Origin of the sequence: Paraburkholderia sp. 32 (assembly GCF_050435345.1) — a bacterium.
Classification (GTDB): Bacteria; Pseudomonadota; Gammaproteobacteria; order Burkholderiales; family Burkholderiaceae; genus Paraburkholderia; species Paraburkholderia tuberum.
The window spans coordinates 1,499,594-1,521,127 of record NZ_JBNDKD010000003.1 but is presented as its reverse complement, the minus strand read 5'-3'; the positions used below and the strand labels follow the sequence as shown (position 1 = coordinate 1,521,127).

The 21,534-nt window shown below is 61.4% G+C and carries 24 protein-coding genes, 3 tRNA genes and 1 pseudogene; 13 read left to right on the top strand and 15 right to left on the bottom strand.

Going from position 1 to position 21,534, the window contains the following annotated elements; all coding sequences use genetic code 11:
• Positions 1-13 precede the first annotated feature (13 nt).
• A complete protein-coding gene (locus tag OKW26_RS29670) occupies positions 14-418 on the top strand; it encodes a RidA family protein (RefSeq protein WP_429356002.1) in 405 nt (134 codons plus the stop codon).
• A gap of 145 nt (positions 419-563) precedes the next feature.
• Here the strand turns inward: OKW26_RS29670 and OKW26_RS29665 are convergent, their stop codons facing one another.
• From OKW26_RS29665 to rph, 6 genes are all read right to left on the bottom strand, one after another.
• Positions 564-782, bottom strand: coding sequence for a hypothetical protein (locus tag OKW26_RS29665; RefSeq protein WP_429356001.1), 219 nt, complete (start codon positions 780-782; stop codon positions 564-566).
• Between the two features lie 225 nt (positions 783-1,007).
• The gene (locus OKW26_RS29660; RefSeq protein ID WP_429356000.1) at positions 1,008-1,772 is read right to left on the bottom strand and encodes a hypothetical protein; all 765 of its coding nucleotides are present in this window, start codon (positions 1,770-1,772) and stop codon (positions 1,008-1,010) included.
• A 287-nt stretch (positions 1,773-2,059) separates the two neighbouring features.
• Positions 2,060-2,149: transfer RNA gene (locus OKW26_RS29655), tRNA-Ser, on the bottom strand.
• 55 nt (positions 2,150-2,204) lie between these two features.
• A complete protein-coding gene (hemW, locus tag OKW26_RS29650) occupies positions 2,205-3,434 on the bottom strand; it encodes a radical SAM family heme chaperone HemW (RefSeq protein WP_187613210.1) in 1,230 nt (409 codons plus the stop codon).
• On the bottom strand, positions 3,431-4,036 hold the full coding sequence (gene rdgB, locus OKW26_RS29645) for an RdgB/HAM1 family non-canonical purine NTP pyrophosphatase (RefSeq protein WP_429355999.1): 606 nt from the start codon (positions 4,034-4,036) through the stop codon (positions 3,431-3,433). Before rdgB ends, hemW begins: the two co-directional genes overlap by 4 nt.
• 53 nt (positions 4,037-4,089) lie before the next feature.
• Positions 4,090-4,827 carry a ribonuclease PH gene (gene rph, locus OKW26_RS29640; protein ID WP_429355998.1) on the bottom strand — a complete coding sequence of 246 codons (738 nt, stop codon included), beginning with the start codon at positions 4,825-4,827 and terminating at the stop codon, positions 4,090-4,092.
• Between the two features lie 200 nt (positions 4,828-5,027).
• On the opposite strand from rph, the gene OKW26_RS29635 reads away from it, so the two are divergent.
• The 5 genes and pseudogenes from OKW26_RS29635 to OKW26_RS29615 all read left to right on the top strand — a co-directional run bounded on the left by OKW26_RS29635 (position 5,028) and on the right by OKW26_RS29615 (position 9,987).
• Positions 5,028-5,951, top strand: coding sequence for a YicC/YloC family endoribonuclease (locus tag OKW26_RS29635; RefSeq protein ID WP_090801455.1), 924 nt, complete (start codon positions 5,028-5,030; stop codon positions 5,949-5,951).
• Between the two features lie 19 nt (positions 5,952-5,970).
• Positions 5,971-6,655: pseudogene (gmk, locus tag OKW26_RS29630) on the top strand (guanylate kinase).
• A 60-nt stretch (positions 6,656-6,715) separates the two neighbouring features.
• Positions 6,716-6,919 (top strand): DNA-directed RNA polymerase subunit omega, encoded by a 204-nt coding sequence (gene rpoZ, locus OKW26_RS29625; RefSeq protein ID WP_008921215.1) that lies wholly within the window; start codon positions 6,716-6,718, stop codon positions 6,917-6,919.
• A 98-nt stretch (positions 6,920-7,017) separates the two neighbouring features.
• The gene (locus OKW26_RS29620) at positions 7,018-9,378 is read left to right on the top strand and encodes a RelA/SpoT family protein (RefSeq protein WP_090801451.1); all 2,361 of its coding nucleotides are present in this window, start codon (positions 7,018-7,020) and stop codon (positions 9,376-9,378) included.
• A 123-nt stretch (positions 9,379-9,501) separates the two neighbouring features.
• Positions 9,502-9,987, top strand: coding sequence for a phage protein NinX family protein (locus OKW26_RS29615; protein ID WP_429355997.1), 486 nt, complete (start codon positions 9,502-9,504; stop codon positions 9,985-9,987).
• Positions 9,988-10,061: 74 nt separating this feature from the next.
• Here OKW26_RS29615 and OKW26_RS29610 read toward each other — a convergent pair.
• Both OKW26_RS29610 and OKW26_RS29605 read right to left on the bottom strand, forming a co-directional pair.
• Positions 10,062-10,138 (bottom strand) — tRNA-Arg (locus OKW26_RS29610).
• A gap of 75 nt (positions 10,139-10,213) precedes the next feature.
• A tRNA-Arg gene (locus OKW26_RS29605) sits at positions 10,214-10,290 on the bottom strand.
• A gap of 123 nt (positions 10,291-10,413) precedes the next feature.
• Here OKW26_RS29605 and greB point away from each other — a divergent pair.
• Positions 10,414-10,983 (top strand): transcription elongation factor GreB, encoded by a 570-nt coding sequence (greB, locus tag OKW26_RS29600; protein ID WP_184053119.1) that lies wholly within the window; start codon positions 10,414-10,416, stop codon positions 10,981-10,983.
• A gap of 134 nt (positions 10,984-11,117) precedes the next feature.
• On the opposite strand, the gene OKW26_RS29595 is transcribed toward greB, so the two are convergent.
• Both OKW26_RS29595 and OKW26_RS29590 read right to left on the bottom strand, forming a co-directional pair.
• Entirely contained in the window at positions 11,118-12,287 is a 1,170-nt protein-coding gene (locus OKW26_RS29595) for a porin (RefSeq protein WP_090801447.1), read from the bottom strand.
• A gap of 525 nt (positions 12,288-12,812) precedes the next feature.
• On the bottom strand, positions 12,813-13,061 hold the full coding sequence (locus tag OKW26_RS29590; RefSeq protein WP_429355996.1) for a hypothetical protein: 249 nt from the start codon (positions 13,059-13,061) through the stop codon (positions 12,813-12,815).
• A gap of 391 nt (positions 13,062-13,452) precedes the next feature.
• On the opposite strand from OKW26_RS29590, the gene OKW26_RS29585 reads away from it, so the two are divergent.
• Positions 13,453-13,656 (top strand): cold-shock protein, encoded by a 204-nt coding sequence (locus tag OKW26_RS29585; protein WP_018421456.1) that lies wholly within the window; start codon positions 13,453-13,455, stop codon positions 13,654-13,656.
• 331 nt (positions 13,657-13,987) lie between these two features.
• Complete coding sequence (locus OKW26_RS29580) at positions 13,988-15,136, top strand: exonuclease domain-containing protein (protein ID WP_429355995.1); 1,149 nt, start codon at positions 13,988-13,990, stop codon at positions 15,134-15,136.
• A gap of 38 nt (positions 15,137-15,174) precedes the next feature.
• Here the strand turns inward: OKW26_RS29580 and OKW26_RS29575 are convergent, their stop codons facing one another.
• Positions 15,175-15,771 (bottom strand): chorismate mutase, encoded by a 597-nt coding sequence (locus OKW26_RS29575; RefSeq protein WP_429355994.1) that lies wholly within the window; start codon positions 15,769-15,771, stop codon positions 15,175-15,177.
• 278 nt (positions 15,772-16,049) lie between these two features.
• Positions 16,050-16,199 (bottom strand): hypothetical protein, encoded by a 150-nt coding sequence (locus OKW26_RS29570; RefSeq protein WP_018421453.1) that lies wholly within the window; start codon positions 16,197-16,199, stop codon positions 16,050-16,052.
• 665 nt (positions 16,200-16,864) lie between these two features.
• Between OKW26_RS29570 and OKW26_RS29565 the strand changes: the two genes are divergently transcribed.
• Positions 16,865-17,116: a hypothetical protein gene (locus OKW26_RS29565; RefSeq protein ID WP_184053110.1), complete on the top strand. Its 252-nt coding sequence runs from the start codon at positions 16,865-16,867 to the stop codon at positions 17,114-17,116.
• 339 nt (positions 17,117-17,455) lie between these two features.
• Entirely contained in the window at positions 17,456-18,010 is a 555-nt protein-coding gene (locus OKW26_RS29560; RefSeq protein ID WP_429355993.1) for a hypothetical protein, read from the top strand.
• 579 nt (positions 18,011-18,589) lie between these two features.
• On the opposite strand, the gene OKW26_RS29555 is transcribed toward OKW26_RS29560, so the two are convergent.
• From OKW26_RS29555 to OKW26_RS29545, 3 genes are all read right to left on the bottom strand, one after another.
• Complete coding sequence (locus tag OKW26_RS29555) at positions 18,590-19,048, bottom strand: hypothetical protein (RefSeq protein ID WP_429355992.1); 459 nt, start codon at positions 19,046-19,048, stop codon at positions 18,590-18,592.
• Positions 19,049-19,192: 144 nt separating this feature from the next.
• A complete protein-coding gene (locus OKW26_RS29550; RefSeq protein ID WP_429355991.1) occupies positions 19,193-19,534 on the bottom strand; it encodes a hypothetical protein in 342 nt (113 codons plus the stop codon).
• Between the two features lie 3 nt (positions 19,535-19,537).
• On the bottom strand, positions 19,538-19,723 hold the full coding sequence (locus OKW26_RS29545) for a hypothetical protein (protein WP_429355990.1): 186 nt from the start codon (positions 19,721-19,723) through the stop codon (positions 19,538-19,540).
• Between the two features lie 23 nt (positions 19,724-19,746).
• On the opposite strand from OKW26_RS29545, the gene OKW26_RS29540 reads away from it, so the two are divergent.
• On the top strand, positions 19,747-20,418 hold the full coding sequence (locus OKW26_RS29540; RefSeq protein ID WP_429355989.1) for a DedA family protein: 672 nt from the start codon (positions 19,747-19,749) through the stop codon (positions 20,416-20,418).
• 47 nt (positions 20,419-20,465) lie between these two features.
• Positions 20,466-21,497 (top strand): AI-2E family transporter, encoded by a 1,032-nt coding sequence (locus OKW26_RS29535; protein WP_429355988.1) that lies wholly within the window; start codon positions 20,466-20,468, stop codon positions 21,495-21,497.
• Positions 21,498-21,534 lie beyond the last annotated feature (37 nt).

Sequence of the window (21,534 nt, the reverse complement as noted above, 5' to 3'; positions counted from 1 at the left end):
TCTGGAGTGGTTGATGACCGATAGCACGCACGCCTTACGTTTGCCCCATACCGACAATCCGGCCGCGCTGGCGAAACCTGGCGGCCACTACAGTCATGTCGCGGTCGCGAATGGCTTCGTCTTCGTGTCCGGGCAGTTGCCGATCAACGCGCAAGGCGAAAAGCTCGCCGATGCGTCGTTCGACGCGCAGGCCGAACAGGTTCTGGCCAATGTGAAGGCGGCGCTCGAAAGCGTCGGCAGCAGCGTCGCGCAACTGGTGCAGGTGCGCGTGTATGTCGTCGATGTCGAACATTGGGCGAGCTTCAATCAGATCTATGCGGGCTGGGCCGGCGAGGCAAGGCCGGCGCGCGCGGTCGTGCCGGTGCCGCAGTTGCACTATGGGTTCAAGATCGAGGTTGAGGCGGTGGCGGTGGTTTAGGTCGTGATGGTGGGTACGGGGGCCGTGCCTGTTTGCAGCATAGAGGATTAATTCAGAAGTGCGGCCCATAACACTCGCGCTGTGCCTTGCAGGGTTGCAAAAAAAGCCAATTCCCGAGCATCGGCTTGTGCATTCGAGCGAGGCTCTATCGATATTCATCGATCTCGACCGTGCCGCCCATGGCTTCCATCATGGTGCGAATATCGTCGGGCACGTCAGGCACGCGGTCGCCGCTCTCGTTGTCCCAATAGCAGAAGAAGCGCATCTGCGCGCAAGTGCGCTCGATGAGTTCTCGCAAATCGGCACGGGGTAGCCCGAGGTGGCCCACCAGATAGCGAAGATGAGGCGTCAGATCGTCGCTCATTATTGCCTCCGCGCTCGAAACGATCCATGTGCCTTGCCGCCAAGGAATGCTGCTCATCATGCCGGACGGCATTAACCTGGGCTGCCCTTTGGCTCCCGCGCGAGATGGTGATACGCCAAAATAGTTCGTCCAGAATTCGGGCGGCTCGGTGTCCTGATAGATCGTGAACGCTGCGTGGGCGAGTTTGTGTTCGGGTGCCATCTCTGTTTCTCTCAGGGTGCCCAGCTATGCATGTTGTCGATGATCGCGCCTCTGAACTCGACATTCCCATCGTCGTGCCAAATAACGTTGTCGTCCCCCGCGCATTCGATTGTCTTCTTTCATCATATGGATCATCCTGCCGAAGGTCTTGCGGTCATACCCCAGCATCTTCGCCGCGTAGTTTGGGTTGTTCGTGCTCTCGGCGAGTTCAACCACATCGCCGCTCAACGCATCAGGCACATACTCAAACGGCTGCGCGTCGCCGAGCAGCGTTGATGAGCCTCTATCGCCAGCCCTGGCTGCCCGCGCAGCGTTCAACCGGGTTTGCCAGGTGGCCGGATCATACTGGACGGACAAAATGGGTTCGCCGTCCGGGTGACTGCCTGTCCTCGCTACGGGATTCATTAACGGCGTGCTGCTGTACGGTGACGGAAACAGGCCATTACGCGGACCTTTAACGGCAAGCAGTTTGCCCCGGCGAATCTCTTCGAGAAGAGCAACGATCACCCACCAGCCATCGGTATCAGGGTTGCGGTCCCGTACATCATGAAAAAACAGCCAGTGACTGCCAATGAGATTCCTAATCAGTTTCCGGTCCTCCTCCCACTTCCTGCGATTCAGTGCGGCGATAGCAAGAAATTCCCGGGTCTCCGCCCTGGCCCTCTGAAGGTCTGCGGCCTTGCCGAGGCACGCCTTATAGTGCCATTCGTCGCAGATGACATAACAGGCACCCGGTGGCCGCTGGCAGAACAGCTCCACGGAGTGCATTTCAAATACGGACAGGGACATGGGTGTGTCGATGGTCTATCTGAAGTCGCTGCCGGAGTTGACAGCAGTCAGATAATTACTGTGCGACAGGCAGTCCGTACATGGGCGACCGCCCAAAATCTCGACGGCTCTCGACGAAACGGAAAAAAGCGCCCGCACGAACATTGCGGCTTTTCGCGCCCGTAGCGCGGATGTTCGCGGGCAGCGACCGTACCGCTGGTCTATCAGAGCGGAGAACTGCTCCACCTCGGGCCAGAAAAACAAAAAGCCCGTAAGTCACTGAACTTACGGGGTTTTTCTTGAAAGCCTGGCGGAGGCGGTGAGATTCGAACTCACGGAAGGATTGCTCCTTCGCCGGTTTTCAAGACCGGTGCCTTAAACCACTCGGCCACACCTCCAAGCCGCAAATTGTAACCTGAAAAGACTTCGCTGCCGAGTCTAGGTGACCCGCCATCACTGCGGATCTTTCAGGAACAGCGCCTGCAAGTCGTTCAGGAACGCCTGGCCGAGCGGCGTCGGCGCGATCCGTTCGTGGTCGCGTGTGATCAGTTTGCGCTGTTCCGCTTCCTGCAACGCCGGCTCGATCGTCGTGATCGACAGGCCCGTGCGCTCGATGAACCGATGTACCGGAAATCCTTCTACCAGGCGCAGCGCGTTCAGCATGAACTCGAACGGCAGATCGCGCGGCCCGACCTCATGCTCTTCCTGCACGCTCGCACCAGCCCTGGCCTGCTCGATGAACGTGGTCGGATGTTTGTAGCGCGCCTGGCGCACGATGCGATTAGGAAACGACAGCTTCGTATGCGCGCCCGCGCCGATGCCGAGATAGTCGCCGAAGCGCCAGTAGTTCAGATTGTGTTTGCTCTGCCGATGCGGCTGCGCATACGCGGACACCTCGTAGCGCCCGTAGCCGGCCTCGGCGGTGCGTTGATGAATCCAGTCCTGCATGTCTGCGGACGCGTCATCGTCGGGCAACGCGGGCGGAAACCTGGCGAATAGCGTGTTCGGTTCGAGCGTCAGGTGATACAGCGACAGATGCGGCGGGGCAAACGACAACGCCGTTTCCACGTCGGCCTGACATTCGGCGAGCGTTTGCCTGGGCAGCGCGAACATCAGGTCGAGGTTGAAGTTGTCGAACGTGGTCGCGGCGACTTCGACCGCGTGGCGTGCCTGCGCCGCGTCGTGAATGCGGCCGAGCGCCTTCAGATGCGTTTCGTTGAAACTCTGGATGCCCACCGACAGCCGGTTCACGCCGCTCGCGCGAAACTGCGCGAACTTGTCGGCTTCGAACGTGCCGGGGTTCGCTTCGAGCGTGATTTCCGCGTCGGCATCGAGCGGCAGCAGCGCGCGAATATCCGACAGCATGCGATCGAGCCCCGCCGCCGACAGCAAACTAGGCGTGCCGCCGCCGATGAACACCGTATGCACCTGGCGGCCCCAGATCAGTGGCAAGGCCATTTCCAGGTCGGCGCGCAACGCGTCGAGGTAGTCGTTCTCCGGGAACGTCTCGCCTTTCCACTCGTGCGAATTGAAGTCGCAGTAGGGGCACTTGCGCACGCACCACGGGAAATGCACGTACAGCGCAAGTGGCGGCAGCGACGTCAAACGGATGCTGCCCGGCGACGTGAACGCACTGACGACACCCTTGCCGATGTCCGCCGGCGTCGATCGGATCGGAATCACGCTTCCTCCGACAGACGCGCGAGCAGTTGCCGCAGCGCGATCGCGCGATGGCTGCTCGCGTTCTTGACCGCCGGCTCGAGTTCGGCGGCGCTCGCGTTCAGCGACGGCAGATAGAAGTACGGGTCGTAACCGAAGCCATGCTCGCCGCGCGGCGCGTCCAGGATTTCGCCATGCCAGCGGCCTTCGGCGATCAGCGGTTCGGGATCGTCCGCGTGACGCACGAGTGCGAGCACGCAGTAGTAATAGCCGCGGCGGTCGCTCACGTCCCGCAGTTCGTCGACGAGGCGCGCGTTGTTCGCCGCGTCGCTTTTCTCGCCGCCGGCGAGTTGCGCGAAGCGGGCCGAGTAGACGCCCGGCGCGCCGCGCAGCGCGCGCACGCAAAGGCCCGAGTCGTCGGCGAGCGCGGGCAGGCCGGTGAGCCGCGCAGCGTGACGGGCTTTCGTCAGCGCGTTTTCGACGAAGGTGGGGTGCGGCTCTTCCGCTTCCGGCACGTGGAGCTCGCCTTGCGCGATCAACTCGATGCCGGCCGCGCCGAGCAGCGCCGCAAATTCGCGCAGCTTGCCCGCGTTGTTCGACGCGAGCACGACCTTTTTCAGCGGCATTCCCGACGTTACGCCGTGAGCATTGTTCCCGCCACTGTCCTGACGACCCTCATTCACTGCTGCACTCCCAGCGCCTCTTTCTGCTTTGCGATCAGCGTGCTGATGCCGTCGCTCGCGAGACCGAGCAGCGCATTCATTTCTTCGCGCGAGAACGGCACGCCTTCCGCGGTACCCTGAATTTCGACGAAGCCGCCCGCCCCCGTCATTACGACGTTCATGTCGGTGTCGCACTGCGAGTCTTCGTCGTAGTCGAGGTCGAGCACCGGCACGCCGTCGTACACGCCGACCGAAATCGCGGCGACGTAATCCAGGATCGGCGAGCTTTCGATGCGGCCCGTGGCAAGCAATCTGGCGACCGCATCATGCGCGGCGACGAACGCGCCCGTAATGCTCGCGGTGCGTGTGCCGCCATCGGCCTGGATCACGTCGCAGTCGAGATTGAGCGTGCGCGCGCCGAGCTTCTCGAGATCGAACACCGAGCGCAGCGCGCGGCCGATCAGCCGCTGGATTTCCTGCGTGCGGCCGGTTTGTTTGCCGCGCGCGGCTTCACGGTCGCTGCGGGTATGCGTGGCGCGCGGCAGCATGCCGTATTCGGCGGTGAGCCAGCCCTGGCCGCGATCGCGCAGAAACGGCGGTACGCTCTCGCTGACGCTCGCGGTGCAGATCACCTTGGTGTCGCCGAATTCGACCAGCACCGAGCCCTCCGCATGCTTCGTGTAGTGACGCGTGATACGCACGTCGCGCAACTGGTGGGGCTGGCGGCCGCTGGGGCGTTGGGTGTCGTTGCTCATGTCGGAATGGGTCGGGATGGGCTGGAGGAGGGCGGAGGAAAAACGCTAATTTTACCGCCGATCGGATAGGGCGGTTGCCCATACGGATGGCTGCAACAAAAATGGGATAATGCCGATTCCCCGCCCCGCGTCTCGTACACGCCGGGCGATCCGCTTCTCAGGCCATCGTCTACCGCATGGCCCCAATCGCGAGAAATACGATGATCTACAGCATGACTGGCTATGCGAGCGCCACGCGCGAACTCGTGGCAGCCTCGGGCACGGGTGGCGTCAGCGTGTCGGTCGAATTGCGCACGGTGAACTCGCGCTTTCTCGATCTGAACTTCCGCATGCCGGAAGACGTGCGCGTCGTCGAACCGACGCTGCGCGAGATGCTGATGAACAAGCTGTCGCGCGGCAAGGTCGACATTCGCGTGAATCTGCAGCGCAGCGAGCAGTCGGCGAACGCGGGCGCGATCAACCGCGACGCGCTCGCGCAACTCGCGCAGCTGGAACGCACGGTGCTCGGCACGTTTCCTGAAGCCGGCCGTCTGCGCACCGGCGAAATTCTGCGCTGGCCGGGCGTGCTCGCCGAAAGCGGCATCGCGCCCGAGACGCTGCGCGAAGCGGTGCTCGGATGCGGCAAGCAGGCGATCGCGGACCTGATCGACGTGCGCGCGCGCGAAGGCGCGCAACTCGCGACGATGCTGCTCGCCAACGTCACCGAAATGGAGACGATCGTCGTGAAGATCACCCCGCTCGTGCCCGAGCTGATTGCGCGACATCAGCAGAAAATCGTCGAGCGTCTGCAGGAAGCGCTCGGCATCGCCGCGCCGGATGCGGCCGTGACGATCGTGTCGCGCGAAGAGATCAACGAGCGGATTCGCCAGGAAGTGACGATGTACGGCATTCGCATCGACATCGCCGAAGAGCTGTCGCGCCTCACCGCGCACCTGAACGAAACGCGTCACGTGATCGAGAAGGGCGGCAAGGTCGGCAAGCGGCTCGACTTCATGATGCAGGAGCTGAACCGCGAAGCGAACACGCTCGGTTCGAAGGCGGCGGCGAAGGAACTCGCGGATTCGTCGATGACGCTGAAGCTCTTGATCGAACAAATGCGCGAGCAGGTACAGAATCTCGAATAAGGCTGGAGCACCACACATCATGACCGACCACCATCCACGCGAAACCGGCGCGGCGCGCCATTCGTACGCCGGCGCTTATCCCGGCAACCTGTTCATGGTCGTCGCGCCGTCGGGCGCGGGCAAGTCGACGCTCGTGAACGCTTTGCTCGCGAGCGACGACGCGATCCGTCTGTCGATCTCCTACACGACGCGCCCGCCGCGTCCGAAGGAGCAGGACGGGGAGCACTATCACTTCACGAGCGTCGAAGATTTCATGCAGCGTCACGACGCGGGCGAGTTTCTCGAAAGCGCGGAAGTGCACGGCAACTATTACGGCACGTCGCGCGTGTGGATCGAGGAGCAGATGAAAAACGGCCATGACGTGCTGCTCGAAATCGACTGGCAGGGTGCGCAGCAGGTGAAGAAGCAATTCAACAACGCTGTGGAGATTTTCATTCTGCCGCCGTCGCTCGAAGCGCTCGAAGAGCGTCTGAAAAAGCGCGGCCAGGACGAGCCGAACGTAATCACACGACGCTTGCTCGCGGCGGGCGGCGAGATCGCGCACGCGGCCGAAGCGGAGTACGTCGTGATCAACGAGAACTTCGATCGCGCGCTGGCGGAGTTGCAGTGCCTCGTCGGCGCGACGCGCTCGCGCTTCGCGTCGCAGTACGCGCGTCACACGCAGCTTTTCCATGCAGCTCGGCATCCACCTGCCGCACGCGTGAGCGCGGCGTGGTGTCAAGCACATAAGGTAGAATAAGCAACATACTGAGAAGGAACCCAACATGGCCCGCATTACCGTCGAAGACTGCCTCAAACAGATCCCGAACCGTTTCGAACTCGCGCTTGCCGCAACCTATCGCGCGCGTCAGCTCGCTCAAGGCCACACGCCGAAAATCGAAAGCCGCGACAAGCCCACCGTCCTCGCGCTGCGTGAAATCGCATCGGGTCAGGTCGGCGTCGAAATGCTGAAGAAGGTGCCGGTCTAAGGCCCACGGATTTTCGTTTTCGACTTGCCGGTATTCGCCACACCGGATTGCTCAACGTGCAGAACTGCGTCCAACCCTGACCGCTACCGGAGGCGACCATGAGTGCTACCCCGCCCACCGCCACGGAAGCGGAGCACGACACCGACTCGCCGTCCTCTGCACGCAAGTACATCGACGCGGTCCTCGAGCAATCGTTTCGCCATCTGTTCGGGCCGACCGCCACGCCGGAGCAGCCGCGCCGGCATGACGTCGTCTCCATCGCCAATCTGACGTCTGCGCTGTCCGGCTATCTGCAGCCGGAAGAGATCAAGGACATCAAGGCGGCGTTCCACTTCAGCGACGAAGCCCACCTCGGCCAGTATCGCCAGAGCGGCGAGCCCTACATCACGCATCCGGTCGCCGTCGCGGAAATCTGTGCGGGCTGGAATCTCGACGCCCAGGCGATCATGGCGGCGCTGCTGCACGACGTGATGGAAGACCAGGGCGTGACCAAGGCGGAGCTCGCCGAGCGCTTCGGCGCGAAGGTCGCGGAGCTGGTCGACGGGTTGTCCAAGCTGGACAAGATGGAGTTTCGCAATCGCGAGGAAGCGCAAGCGGAGAACTTCCGCAAGATGCTGCTCGCGATGGCGCGCGACGTGCGCGTGATCCTCGTGAAGCTCGCCGACCGGCTGCACAACATGCGCACGCTCGGCGCGGTGCCGTCGGAGAAACGTCGCCGTGTCGCGCGCGAAACGCTAGACATTTACGCGCCGATCGCTCACCGGCTCGGCCTGAATAATACCTATCGCGAGCTGCAGGACCTGAGTTTCGCGAACTTCAACCCGCACCGTTACGCGACACTCGAAAAAGCCGTGAAGGCGGCGCGCGGCAATCGTCGCGAGGTGGTCGGCAAGATTCTCGAATCGGTGCAGCGCGCGATTGCGGACGCGAAGCTCGACGCCGAAGTCACCGGTCGCGAGAAAACCATCTTCAGCATTTACAAGAAGATGCGCGACAAGCAACTGTCGTTTTCGCAGGTGCTCGACGTGTATGGTTTTCGCGTGGTCGTCGAGAGCGCGCTCGAGTGTTATACCTGCATCGGCGCGTTGCATGCGCTTTTCAAGCCTGTTCCGGGCAAGTTCAAGGATTACATCGCGATCCCGAAGGTGAACGGCTATCAGTCGCTGCACACCACGCTCGTCGGCCCGTTCGGCGCACCGATCGAGTTTCAGGTGCGCACGCGCAAGATGCACGAGATCGCCGAGGCGGGCGTTGCCGCGCACTGGCTGTACAAGAACGGCAGCGCGGATCTGAACGACGTGCAGAAGCGCGCGCACCAGTGGCTGAAGTCGCTGCTCGACATTCAGAGCGAAGCGGGCGATTCGAGCGAATTCCTCGAGCACGTGAAGATCGACCTGTTCCCGGATGCGGTCTACGTGTTCACGCCGAAGTCGAAGATCATGGCGCTGCCGCGCGGCGCCACCGCGCTCGACTTCGCGTACTCGATCCACAGCGACCTCGGCAACCAGTGCGTCGCGGTGAAGATCAACAACGAGCTGTTGCCGTTGCGTACCGAGCTGAAGAGCGGCGACATCGTCGAAGTCATCACGGCGCCGTATTCGAAGCCGAACCCCGCATGGCTCGGCTTCGTGCGCAGCGGCAAGGCGCGCTCGGCGATCCGTCATTATCTGAAGACGATGCGTCTGAACGAGTCGGTGCAGCTCGGCGAGCGTCTCGTCGATCAGGCGTTGAAGGGCTATGGCCTTGCGCTATCGGATGTGACGCCGGAGGCGTGGGAAAAGCTCGTGCAGTGGACGGGCAACAAGAACCGTCAGGAAATTTTCGCGGACATCGGTCTCGGCCGGCGGGTCGCCGCGGTGATGGCCAAGCGCATCGAAGTGCTGATGAGCGGGCGCGACGCCGACGACGACGGCTCGCGCTCCGAGTCCGGTTCGACGCCGCACGCGCCGCCGGTCGTCATCACCGGTACCGAGGGCATGTCGGTGCAGCTGTCCGCGTGTTGCCGTCCGATTCCGGGCGACGACATCATGGGCTATATCGGCATCGGTCTCGGCATGGCGATTCATACCACCGACTGCCGCGTCGCGCAGCGTATCCACCGGCGCGATCCGGGCCGCTGGATCGACGTCGCGTGGGCGCCGCAGCCAGGGCGGCTGTTCGATGTCGCGGTCAAGGTACTGGTCAAGAACACCAAGGGCGTGTTCGCCCGCGTAGCGGCCGACATCACATCGGCGGACGCGAACATCGTCCATATCGCGATGGACGAAGATCTGTCGCAGGAATCCACGATTCTGCGCTTCGTGATCCAGGTCAGCGACCGGGTGCATCTGGCCAATGTGATGCGGCGCGTGCGCACGAATCCCGATGTGATGCGCATCACGCGTGAGCGGCCGAGCGAAGAGGGGCATCACCGCCACGACGGCGGCATGCGCATCGACCGCGAGCGCGCGGACTACTGAACGGCCTCCGGCTGGGCGTCGGCGCGGCTTGGACTGGCGCTTCACGCCAGTCAGGCATCTTTCGTGCGGCGGCTCAGGATACAACTCAAGGCAGGTCTCACCTGAACTCCAGGGGGAACGCAGATGAACGTGTCCGACCTTGCTGGCGTGGCGCTCGATTACTGGGTGGCGCGCAGCCTGCACGACTTCGTGCGCGAAATCTACTTTACCGATAGTGGCGAGACTGTTGCGATCCGCGGCAACGATCGTGGTCGTCCGTGGGACGGGCGTTTCACGCCTTCCGCATCATGGGAGGCGGCTGCCGTTGTGCTCGAGCGCGCGATGCGGATCGACGTGCGCGAGCAGAGCGATAAAGGCGCGGTATGTGTCGCTGAGTTCAAGGGCGGGCAGCGAGCCTCGGAGGGAATGGGCGACTCGCTGCGCATTGCTTTGCTGCGGGCGTTTGTCGTGAGCCGTTTCGGCGATACCGTCGACGACGTGCTGCGCGAGCGCCAGGCACTGACCGGCATGCGGACCGACACGATCAGCGAGCAAACGGTGGGCGGGGTCGTCGAGGACTTGCCGCACCCGGATGGGCAAATTGGGGATATCCAGTCGCCGCCGCGATGAGTTGCTGGCGCACGGGCACGGCATGGTGCGCCAGAAAAAACAAAGGGCCTTCCGGTTGGAAGGCCCTTCATAGGTGGTGCGGCTGGCAGGATTCGAACCCACGACCCCTTGGTTCGTAGCCAAGTACTCTATCCAACTGAGCTACAGCCGCACGCAAAACGGTGATGCTTACTGTAAAAACTGATGAAACCTGAGAGCTCCCTGTAAGGAGCGCTCTCGAATAAGGTGGCGCGGCTGGCAGGATTCGAACCCACGACCCCTTGGTTCGTAGCCAAGTACTCTATCCAACTGAGCTACAGCCGCACACAGAGACGAGATTATAGCCAACAGATTTGAAAAACGGAAGCCCATCACGGCGATTTGTGTCGCCGGCCCGATCGTGTAACCTTTTATGAGATTGTTGCTAGTTGCTGTTAACGGATGATTATGAACAAGGCCTTTGTCAAAGAGTCGAGCGAAGACAACGATGACGATCTCGACATCGCCCAGCCCGACGTGCCCGCAGGCACCAAAAACTACATGACTCCCGCCGGTCATCGGCGTATGCGTGATGAATTGCTGCATCTGATCGATGTCGAGCGGCCCGAGGTTGTCAAGCTCGTGTCGTGGGCGGCGTCGAACGGCGACCGCTCGGAGAATGGCGACTACATCTACGGCAAACGCCGTCTGCGGGAAATCGACCGGCGCATCCGTTTTCTGACCAAGCGGCTCGATCTAGCCGAGGTCGTCGATAGCAGCCGGCAGGAAAACGTCGACCAGGTGTTTTTCGGCGCGACGGTCGACTATGCGACCGAGGACGGCGAAGAGCATCAGGTGACGATCGTCGGTGTCGACGAGGTCGACCTGGACATCGGGCACGTAAGCTGGATTTCGCCCATTGCGCGTGCGCTGCTAAAGGCTAAAGTCGGCGATACGGTCACGCTGTTCACGCCGGCCGGTCCGCAGTCGATCGACATTCTCGACGTCAAGTATCCGCTGCCTGATAGCGGCCGCTAGGCCTCTGGCGAGGACCTGGGCTCACGTGCACGCACGCGGGCCTGCGCACAAAGCGGCAAAAACCCACGTCGGCACGGACATAAAAAAAGGCGCCGCGAACGGCGCCTTCTCTACTGCCAGTCCTTGCGCAGTGCTTAGAAGCGGTGACGCAGACCTGCGGTCACAGCGACTTGCTTGTTGTTGCCCGAAGCACCGCCCACGCCATTGATGTAGGCGTTAACGATCGAGTCTTCGTTTGCTGCCTGATACACGCCTTGCAGATACACGTCGGTACGCTTGGACAATGCGTACGCGGTTTGCAGGTTGACCTGGTTCCAGTGCACGTGCGAGCTCGACAGGTTGGCGCGGGTGTACGTGTATGCGCCAGCGATGCTGATTGCCGGCGTCAGCGCGTAACGGGCGTTGGCTTCAAAGTTCTGGAACTGAGCGCTGTTGGTCGGGAAGCCGATGCCGCTCGTTATGCCCGATGCGGCCGCGCTGATACCTGCCAAGCCATGCAGGTTCGTCTGCGAGTACACGAGGCCGACCGTTGCCGGGCCGAACGCGTAGTTGGCGCCTGCGCCCCACGTTTGCTGACGCTGAGCGAAGAACGTGTTGTCGCCCGACACCGCGCCACCCGAGTTGAACGCAGCGGCTGCGCTGTTCGCGCCATTGCTGTTCAGTTGCATGTACGCAGCGGCAACGTTCAGGCCGCCCCAGTTATACGACGCGCCCGCACTGTAAGCGCGGTTGTTGGCGAAGCCGGCAGCCTGGTTCGAGAAACCGTACAAGCCGCCAAACTTGAAGCCGCCGTAGTTCGCGCTCTGGAATTTGGCCGAATTGTTGATACGGAACGAGTTGTTCAAGTTGTCGTTGTCGAACGGGTGCGCGAACTGCGTGCCGCCGTACTGCGTGCCGGTCAGTGCCAGCGGGCCGACGTAGTCGACCATGCTGTCGTATTGACGGCCGAGGGTCACGGCACCGAACTGGTCGCTCGACAGACCGACGAAGGCCTGACGGCCGAACAGACGGCTGTTCTGCTTGAGCGTGCCGTCATTGATGCCGAAGCCGTTCTCCAACGTGAAGATGGCCTTCAGACCGCCGCCCAGATCTTCAGCGCCACGCAGGCCGAAACGGCTGCCGTTCACCGAGCCGCTCGTCATCGCCACGTTGGCGCCGTGCTGGTTACTACTCGGATTCGGATGCTGGTTGTTCGTATAAGTGATTCCGGCGTCGATCAGGCCATACAGGGTGACGCTACTTTGCGCGTGCGCTGCCGTTACGAAAACGCCCGACAGGGCCGCGACCATGAGTGTCTTCTTCATTGATATAACTCCAAGAGCGAGAGAAATATAAAACCCTGGCTTAGGAGACCTTCACGCGAGCGCTGCGAGAAGCGAAATCCGCGTGAGAAGCGCGTTGACCAGATCCGCGCCGGTTTCCGATTAGGCAGAGTGTAGAGAGACACTTCCGGGAGTTGGCGTTCCGATTCGCGCAATAAAGTATTACGCGAGGAGAAACGATCGTTAATCGCCATTCGAGCCTTATGGATAAAGGCTTTGCGCCGACTGGGCGGATTCGGCGTCTGAATTTTCCTAAAGCGCGTTGCTGATTCGCGACACCGAACGATGCGGAAAAACAACGGGAAGAAATGCGGGAAAACGATTGTTGTTGTGGCGGCAATAGACGATTGTTAATTATGTGAATAATCGAACTTGCATATGACCGCTATACTGTAACTTCTGCTTTCCGAAGCAGACTTTTTCGTTGATGAAAAAGATCTCCAAACCTTTGTCAGCGCGACCTTCCAGTCGCGCTTTTTTTATGGCGGACGAGTTTCGCGAATGTCTCTAATGAGCGGGCGCGGTACCTTCCACGTCGTCCCAGTCCGCCTGCGCGGGCACGCTCCAGTCTTCCATCACATAACGGCGCGCATCCATTGGCGAGGAGAGCAGGTTCTGCCAGTGGTCTCCGTGCCACATCGGATCGAAGTCGAAAACGGTGCATGAATCCCCGATCTGTGCGGGCTGGTCTGATATGACCTTTGCGTGCGAATGAGTGAGCCAAGTGAAGAGACGGTGAATTTCCTTGGACAGCATGGCAACCTCCTGAAGCGCATCGCTACAACTGACTTGCATCATGCGAGTGAGGCGGCGCCGCAACAAGTCGGACAAACACTTACGCAAAGATAGACTTTGTTACATTCGTATTGCATATTTTCGCAAATTTTCCCGTTTGCGGACTCGGATTATTTTCGTTCAGGTAAATTTGACGCGCCGACCTATATCCGTGTAGTTTGAAGTCTTATCTTTTTATACGCTAAACGCATATGAAAAGTTTACTTGACGGTCATTCTCTGTTCCCCGTATAACGGCAAAGCCGAATTTGATTGGCTGTTTCTGTCTTGATCAGATATAGGCAATTGAATCGGGGTTGGATCGATTCAAGGGCAACGCCCGCTTTGGATAAATCACCGAGGGAAAACAGGAAATGGAAACTGGTGTCGTCAAATGGTTCAACGATGCTAAGGGTTTTGGCTTCATCACGTCGGACGTGGGTGGCGAGGATCTGTTCGCGCACTTTTCGGAGATCCGCAGCGAGGGCTTCAAGTCGTTGAAGGAAAATCAGCGCGTGTCTTTTGAAGTCAAGACCAGCCCGAAGGGCAAGCAGGCGGCCAACATTCAGCCGCTGTAAATGCGCTGGGCTGGGCGCGCCGCCCGCGCAATCGGGAGCGAAAAACCCTCGCCGTCGCGCGAGGGTTTTTATTTTTATCTAGATGTCTCCCAGGTCGGATCTTCGGTAACTGCGTGGTTCAACAATACGCATTATTGTCGGAAGATAATCCATCGAAACGAATTGACTACGTCAGGATTAATGGTCTGGTTTAAGCGTCTGCGGGATTTCAGCGCAAAATCGACGGCCCATGCCGACGCAGTTTCCAGCTGCGCACGCGGCGCTGTCTGGATGCGCAACGTCCAACTGGTGCATACTTGCCGCAAATTCATGCGCCCGAATCCCTTGTCCCATGTCTGAACTGCTTTCGCCGGAACCGGCACTCGATGCACCCATCGTTTTCGTAGATCTCGAAACGACCGGCGGCTCCACGAGCGAGCACCGCATTACTGAGGTTGGCGTCGTCGAAGTCGGGCTGGCCGGCGTCTCGCGCTGGAGCAGCCTGATCGACCCGCAGCAGCCGATTCCGTCGTTCATCCAACAGCTGACCGGCATCACGAACGACATGGTGCGCGGCGCACCGACGTTCGAGTCGATCGCGCCCGCGTTGTTCGAGCGCTTGAACGGCAAGCTGTTCGTCGCGCACAACGCGAGTTTCGATCGCGGATTTTTACGCAGCGAATTTCGTCGCGCGGGAATCGCGTTCGATCCGGACGTGCTGTGCACGGTGCGGCTGTCGCGCGCGCTGTTTCCCGGCGAAAAGCGCCACGGTCTCGATGCGCTGGTCGAACGCCATGCGCTGGTGCCGTCCGACCGCCACCGCGCGCTCGCCGACGCCGATCTGATCTGGCAGTTCTGGCAGCGTCTGCCGACGCTCGTGCCGCTGGAAGCGCTGCGCGCGCAGATCGAGCGCACGACGCGTCGCTACCGGCTCGCCGGCGACATCACCGAAGATTTGCTCGACACCGCGCCGGCTGGCTGTGGCGTGTATGCGTTTTATGGCGAAGACGATGCGCCGCTGTATGTCGGTCGCAGCGTGCGCGTGCGTCAGCGGCTGCGCTCGCATTTGACTGGCGAGCGGCGTTCGTCGAAGGATATGCGGCTAGCGCAGCTCGTGCGACGCGTCGAATGGCACGCGACTGGCGGCGAACTCGGCGCGATGCTCGCGGAGGCGCAGTGGATCGCAACGCTGCGGCCGGGCCACAACCGCTTGCCGCGCGTGACGAAGAGCGATCCCGCGAACGCGCCGTGGCCGTTCGAGGGGCCCATCGTGTTCGAGGAGCGTGAGGACGCGCAGGGTATCTTCCACGTGGTCGATCGCTGGCGCTACCTCGGGCACGCGCCCTCGCTCGTCGCGGCGGCGCAGCTGCATGCGTCGATGCTGGCTGGGTCGTTCGAACTCTCGACGTACCGTATCCTGCAAAGCCATCTGGCGCGAGGCCTGCGCGTGATGCCGTTGAGCGTGTCGCGTGACAGCCCTGAGTCGAGCATCGTCGCGTGACGCTTATGCGACGTGCGCGCGCCGTGGCGTTACCGGAATCAGCCGGTGGCGCCGACTCCGCCCGTTTCGCACACGTGACCTAGTGCGTGCGTCAACGCGCTCGAATGCGCAGAGTCATAGCGCGTCAGCGCCTTCCAGTTAGCCAGCGATTGCGCGACCCGCGACGGACAATCGTCCGCCGCGCGCAGCGGCTGCACGCGCGCCAGACTCGCCATCAACGACTGTGTCAGCTTGTCGAGCTGCGGTCGGGTGCTGGTTGCGAGATCGGGTGCGGGACCTTGCGGTGGCTGGGTGCGACGCCAGTTCGCGAAGAGCGCGTTCTGCACGTCTTTGCTCGCATCGATCTGATCCTGGAAGAACGCGCGGGCGAACGCCGGGTCGACGTTTGCCGCCGCGGCGCGCTTTTCCACCTCGGCGAGCAGCGCGTTTTCCCGCGGCATATCGGTGATCGGCTGGTGGTTCGCCCACTTCCAGCGTGCGACCGGTTCCGCGAGTGCAAGGCGCTGCGAAACCAGCGCGATCAGGCTCGTGAGCGCGGTGTCGTCACCGTCGGCGAGGGCGGGGGCGGGCGAGAAGGCGAAGGCGGCGGCGATGACGAGCGCGCATGACGCGCCGAAGCGATGCAAATGATTCATGAGGTGGACGTGGCCGGGCGGCCGTTGACGGAAAAACCAGAAGAATAAATGATGCGCCGCAATCTGCGAGCACCGGGTCGATTCACACGGCTCGTCGGGGGGAAGTGGGCGAGAGAAGGACGCGCGTACACGCTCGAGCCGCGTGGCCCAGTGCAACTGCTGTGCTCAGGCGAGCTGATCCAACGTCATGACGGAGATGTCGGACGCGTAATGAGGACGCGAGTATTCGCTGCGCGTGAAATCAACGAGCGCGAATGCTGCGCCGCGCCAAGGAACCGTTACTTCGGATCGCACGACTTGCGTTGTTCGTCAAAGAAAGCGCGAACATGCTCGGGCAGCTCGGCTCCCAAAAACTCGACGGCCACAGGTTCCGGATCCGGGTAAAGAACTTTGTCCGGGGTCGGAATCTTCGGTGGTTTGGCATCCATGATCTTTCTCCTTTGCGAATCGATTATCGGCCTCGTTCCCTGCATCGCACCAGTGTCCGATGCGAGTCATACACACTCTGTTGCTTTAACGGCACAAGCCGACACACCAGCGGAAGGATTGAATAAAATTTATCGTCTGACTATTGCCTGCGTTTCGCGGTCTGCTTGATCCGCTTAATTGCCAGCGCGAAATCAACTCCTTCCCGCTCCTTCTGCCAGTCCCTCTGAGCCTTGCCCAGCGTAGGCTTTAGCACGACCGATCGATATTTTCGCCGCGCTGCATCTAACGTTGTCGCATGACTAAAACGTGACAAACTTGTGCATTGCCGCATCAACAGGTTTTTCGCTTTTCCTGAACTGAACGTACGCAATTTGCCGATTGCATAACTTGCAGTCTAATTCTTTGTAAACGACCCATTCCCCATCGCGTTGACCGCGCAAAACACTATTTAAAGATTTGGTCATTAATCAACTGACAAACAGGGGTTGGCAAACACATTCCCGCATTGCTGTGACAAAAGGACCTCATTTGGTGACAAGTCATGCGCAGCGCACCGGGCCACCTATGATTGAAGCGACTACTGATGGCTCGACGTGCGCTGGCAGACGGACACGCGAGGCGCAGCGCGGATGATGACGTTCTTCATGTTCGGGGAGAGGTTGCGATGGAAAACGCTGTCTACTGGAACGGACGTCAGGTTGGCATCGAATGCGCCGGCAGGATCTTGTGGTTCGCGTCGGCACCCGCGCAAGCGATAGCCGCATACGGCGCGCCACGCCAGCAGCCGAGCGCACAGGCCGATACCGTCGTTGCGCGCAACCTCGCGATGCCACGGTCGTACGACCCGCTCCACGTTCCCGACCAGGCTGGCCATGCGTTGCGCCACGACGTTGCGCCGGACGCGGCGCAACGCTGACCGCAAACGGCTGTATCAGGCCCGAAGCGACTCGTCGGCGCACCCTCGAGACCTTACCGATCAAGTGGGGTGTTAGCGCACACCGCGTTGCGGCGAACTTATACGATGCAATTGCCGTGCTGCCGTCGGCCTCTCACCCGTTGTCGGGTGAACCGGCAACCACACCCGCATCAGTCTGCAAACAGCCGATACCGAAGGCCGGCTGCGCGAGGAGGGTAGGCCTGTCTCGCAACATCGTTGCGTCAACACTATTTGCCGCTGGGAGCCGCGCATCGCATGGCCGCACCTCTTTTACCTGGCGCTGCGTCGTGCTCACTTGCGTGATCGCCGGGCAATTCAATGCGAAAGATCTACGGCCTGACTGGGCTGCGTGCGTTCGCGGCGTTGCTCGCCGTCGTTCATCACTTTGCCGACAACGAAGGGGGCTGCCACTGGGCATTGTGCAACTCGTGCGTGTACTGCTTCCTCTATAACGACGGCGATGTCGGGCTGACCACGTTCGGTATGCTACGGATCGTGTTGCAGGCATGGCGCGGGACATCTGGGATGACTTTGCCCGACGAAATGGCGCTCCCAGAGTGCGATGCGAAACTACCCACCGAGGCTGGTGAACCGGCGAATCGGGATAACCGGCAAACGGCGGCGCAGCGGATAGCGGATGAGTTGTTCGAGCGCGATACGGCAAATGGTTGTCGTGACTCGCTCGCTGGCTATTCGCAACGGGTGGTAGAGGAAATGAAGGAGCGCTGGCGGTGTTTCAACGCATATTTGCGCACGAACTGGCCGCTGCGCTCCGCGATGCCAATGCGGCGGTTTCGGCAAATCTCGTACGTGGGTCGCATATATGCGTGCATTGATGCGTCGGACAGCGAAGCGCAGGACGGGGCGCGATGAGGCGCCTGAAATCTATTTCCACGTCACGCATACCATGCACTAGCACTTGCGTGGCCTCGCGCGAGCACGGAGAGGAACTTCTGGTTTCGGCCCAGTTTGGGTCGTTCAACAAACAAGAGTTGAGTCCCGATCTCATTGTCAACGAGCGAATCCGGCATCCATCAGCGGCTCTTTTAGCGGTCGCGGTTTAAGCGCGTACAGCGCCGCATCTACAGCTCGTTCCCAGATGACCAGCGCGTTCCTCCTTGCCCGTCCGCTCAGGCGACGAAGTGTAGTTGAACGAGCCAGTTTCAGCGCTACGCCGGTTGAGCACCTTTCCTTACCGGCTTCACCTGAGTGGGGCGAAAGGCCTGGTCGCGAGTGGCGCGCTGGATTGCGCCATGCCTATCAATGCGCGGATCTTTGCGGCAGGCCCACGACCGTAGATCCGCGCGACAACCTGGTGCTGTACGGCGTGCATGCCGTGCAGAAAGCGATTCAGCTTTCGGTGCGCTCAAGAATCGGTATAAGCGGATACCGCACCACTCCGAATACTCCACCAAATAAGTTGTGACTGGCTTGAATTCAACCGGCCTTAACTCACGATGCACCACTGGCAGCGAGCTTGACAAATAGTCTGGCTGCTTCGTTGCCATGGGACAAAGCGCGCAGTGCAAGGGAGAGCGCTAGCTGTGCGTCGTGGGAGGCCGCGCTACGATCCTGATCGAAGAGCTTGACGGCGTGGCGCATATGCTGCGCCGCCTGCGTGTGAAGCTCCACGGCCGCCGCATGATGTTTTGCCACGTCCGCGGCACTTGCGGCTGAGCCGGTCGATGGAGGCGTTATTGATGGCGTATTGGCGCTGTGCGCGCCAGCGTCGTGTGCCTGATCGATCGCATGCAACGTGTGGCCATGGGCCATCATCGCCTGATGTGCGGCGTGGGCAAAGTCTTGACCGTCATCGAAATGCCGCGACGCCTCGCGGTGATGTCGCGCGGCCTGCTCGTGGTGTGACGCCGCGGCTTCGAGATGACCTTTCTTGCTGTGCTTCGTGTTCATGCCGGCTCCTGTGCAACTTCAGGACTGGTTCGGATCGCGACCGATTCGAAGACACAGTGGTGGGTCGCAACAAGATCCTAATCTACACGCCCTTGCGCCTTCTGTGGCATTTGCGTCTCGCGGAGAATCGTCGCGCTGTGGCGATCACCGCGCGGCCAGCATCCGGAGGATTTTCTGCACGATGCGCTCATGCTGCTCCAGCGCCTCATCGAGCGTACGTGCTCCGTAGCTCGTGTTGTCTCGCGCTTCCATTCCGGCGATGCGCGTCACGAACAGCGAAACCTCCCCGGTTTTCGGTTCGGACACACCGCGGAAGCGGGTCGTGACCATCACGCCGGATTCGTCCAGCAGTGTGCGGCGGAAGATCAGTTCGTTTTCAGTCATCCAGTGCGACCACGCGCCGTGGTCGAACACCTCGACAGGCCTGTTCTTCGGATCGAGGACATAGAAGCGTTTCCAGCTCGACGGGACGGAGCGTGCTTTCATATTTCAATGCGAAGGCGTGAGCAGCAAGCCGATCGCCTCCCGCCACCAGGTTTCGTCGACGCGGCCCATCCAGTCGTTATGTTCAGCCGCCTTCACCACCATCAGCTGTCTCGGTTCGCCCAGCGAGTTGTAGAGCGCTTCGCCGAAGCGCGGGACTGCTGCGCGCTTGCCGCTATACTTCCCCTCCACCAACGGACACGTAGCCGGCACACATGGCCACGTTCGTGCAATTCGTCTTGCAACTGGACCAGGACCTCGAAGCGCTGCTGGTCCGGCATGGGCCGTTGGCCTACGCAATCCTCGGGGCGATCGTCTTCTGCAGTGTCGGCGTACTGCCGCTCGTCATTCTGCCCGCGGACATGCTCCTGTTCCTGTCCGGCGCGCTCGCTGCCGTCGGCGTGCTGCAGCCTGTGTGGCTCGCGCCGTTGCTGGTCGCGGCCGCGGTTGCAGGAAAAGTGTTCAACTATGCGCTGGCACGTGCCGTCGCGTCGGTATGGAACCCGAAGCGCAGCGGCTGGATCGACAAGGTGACTGCGCGAACGCGCGCGCTCTACGTACGTCACGGCGCCGCGCTGCTGCTGTACTCTCCGTTCATCGCAATCGTCCGGGCGGTCGCGCCCGCGCTCGCCGGCGCGACGAAGATGCCGTTTCGCCGCTTCGTGCGCTTCGCGACCGGCGGCGCGGTGATCTGGATATGCTCACTTGCGGGTCCCGGGTATTTTTTCGGCAACGTGCCGTGGGTCCGCTCGCACCTGCCGGCTGCGATGGCGATCGTGATCGGCGCGGGTGTCGTCGCGCTCGTCGTCAGCCTGCTGTGGCGAGGACGGCGCAAGCACCGCACCGCCGACCCGACGCTACCCGACGAAAAGTCCCGCTGCGACTGACGCGGCGGCCCACAACCCGCCAGGCAGCGCTGCTCGCGAGGAAACGCATGGACCCGGGCCTGCTGAAATGCACATGTGCGGCCGTGCTCGCCACACTGCTCGGGTGGGGACTGTATGTCGGCCGCCCCGTGCTGGTGCCAATTGCGTTCGGCATCATCGCGACGTACGTGGTCTTCGGTCTCGCCAACCTGCTGCGCCGCATTCCCTACCTCGGTGCACGCCTGCGGGACGGCCTGCGCCACGCGATCGCTGCGACGCTGATGCTCTTCACGGTCTACCTGTCGGTCGACCTGCTGCTGTCCGATAGGGAACGGCTGATGGCCGTCGCGCCGAAGTACGAGGCGACGCTGCTCGTACTGTTTACGAAGTTCGCCGCGCTGCTGCACATCGAAACGGAGGCCAACTGGGCTGCGATCCGCCGCGACCTGTTAGCGAGCGTCAACGTGCAGGCGATCATAACCGCCACGCTGTCGTCGGTGTCGTCGCTGCTCGCGGCGGTCATCGTCGTGCTGCTTTATGCGACGTTCTTTCTCATCGAGCACGCGAAATACCGCCGCAAGCTCGTGAACTTCGCGGGCGACTCGACGCGGATCGTGTCGGTAATCGACGAGATCAACTCGAAGATCGGCGTCTATCTCGCGATGAAGACCCTGCTCGGCGCGATCCTTGGCATCGCGAGCTGGGCCTGCATGCGGCTCGTCGGACTCGAATTCGCGGAGCTTTGGGCGGTGCTGGCCGGCCTACTGAACTTCATCCCGTATGCGGGCTCGTGGATCTCGGTCGCGGTGCCGACGCTGCTCGCCGCGCTGCAGTTCGGCCAGTGGAACGCGGCGATCGTGCTGTTCATCTCGCTCACGCTCGCGAACTTCGTGGTCGGCCATCTCCTCGACCCGTGGCTGATGGGCGGCTCACTGAACCTGAGCCCCGCGGTGATCCTGATCAGTCTGGCGGTGTGGTCGTCGATCTGGGGCATCGCGGGCGCCTTCCTCGCAGTGCCGATCACCGTCGGCCTGGTCATTGCGTTTTCCACGTTCGAATCGACACGTCGTTTCGCAGTTCTCCTGACGAACGATGACTAACGTTGTTCGCCTGTCGGCGACGTCCGTTAATTTCAGG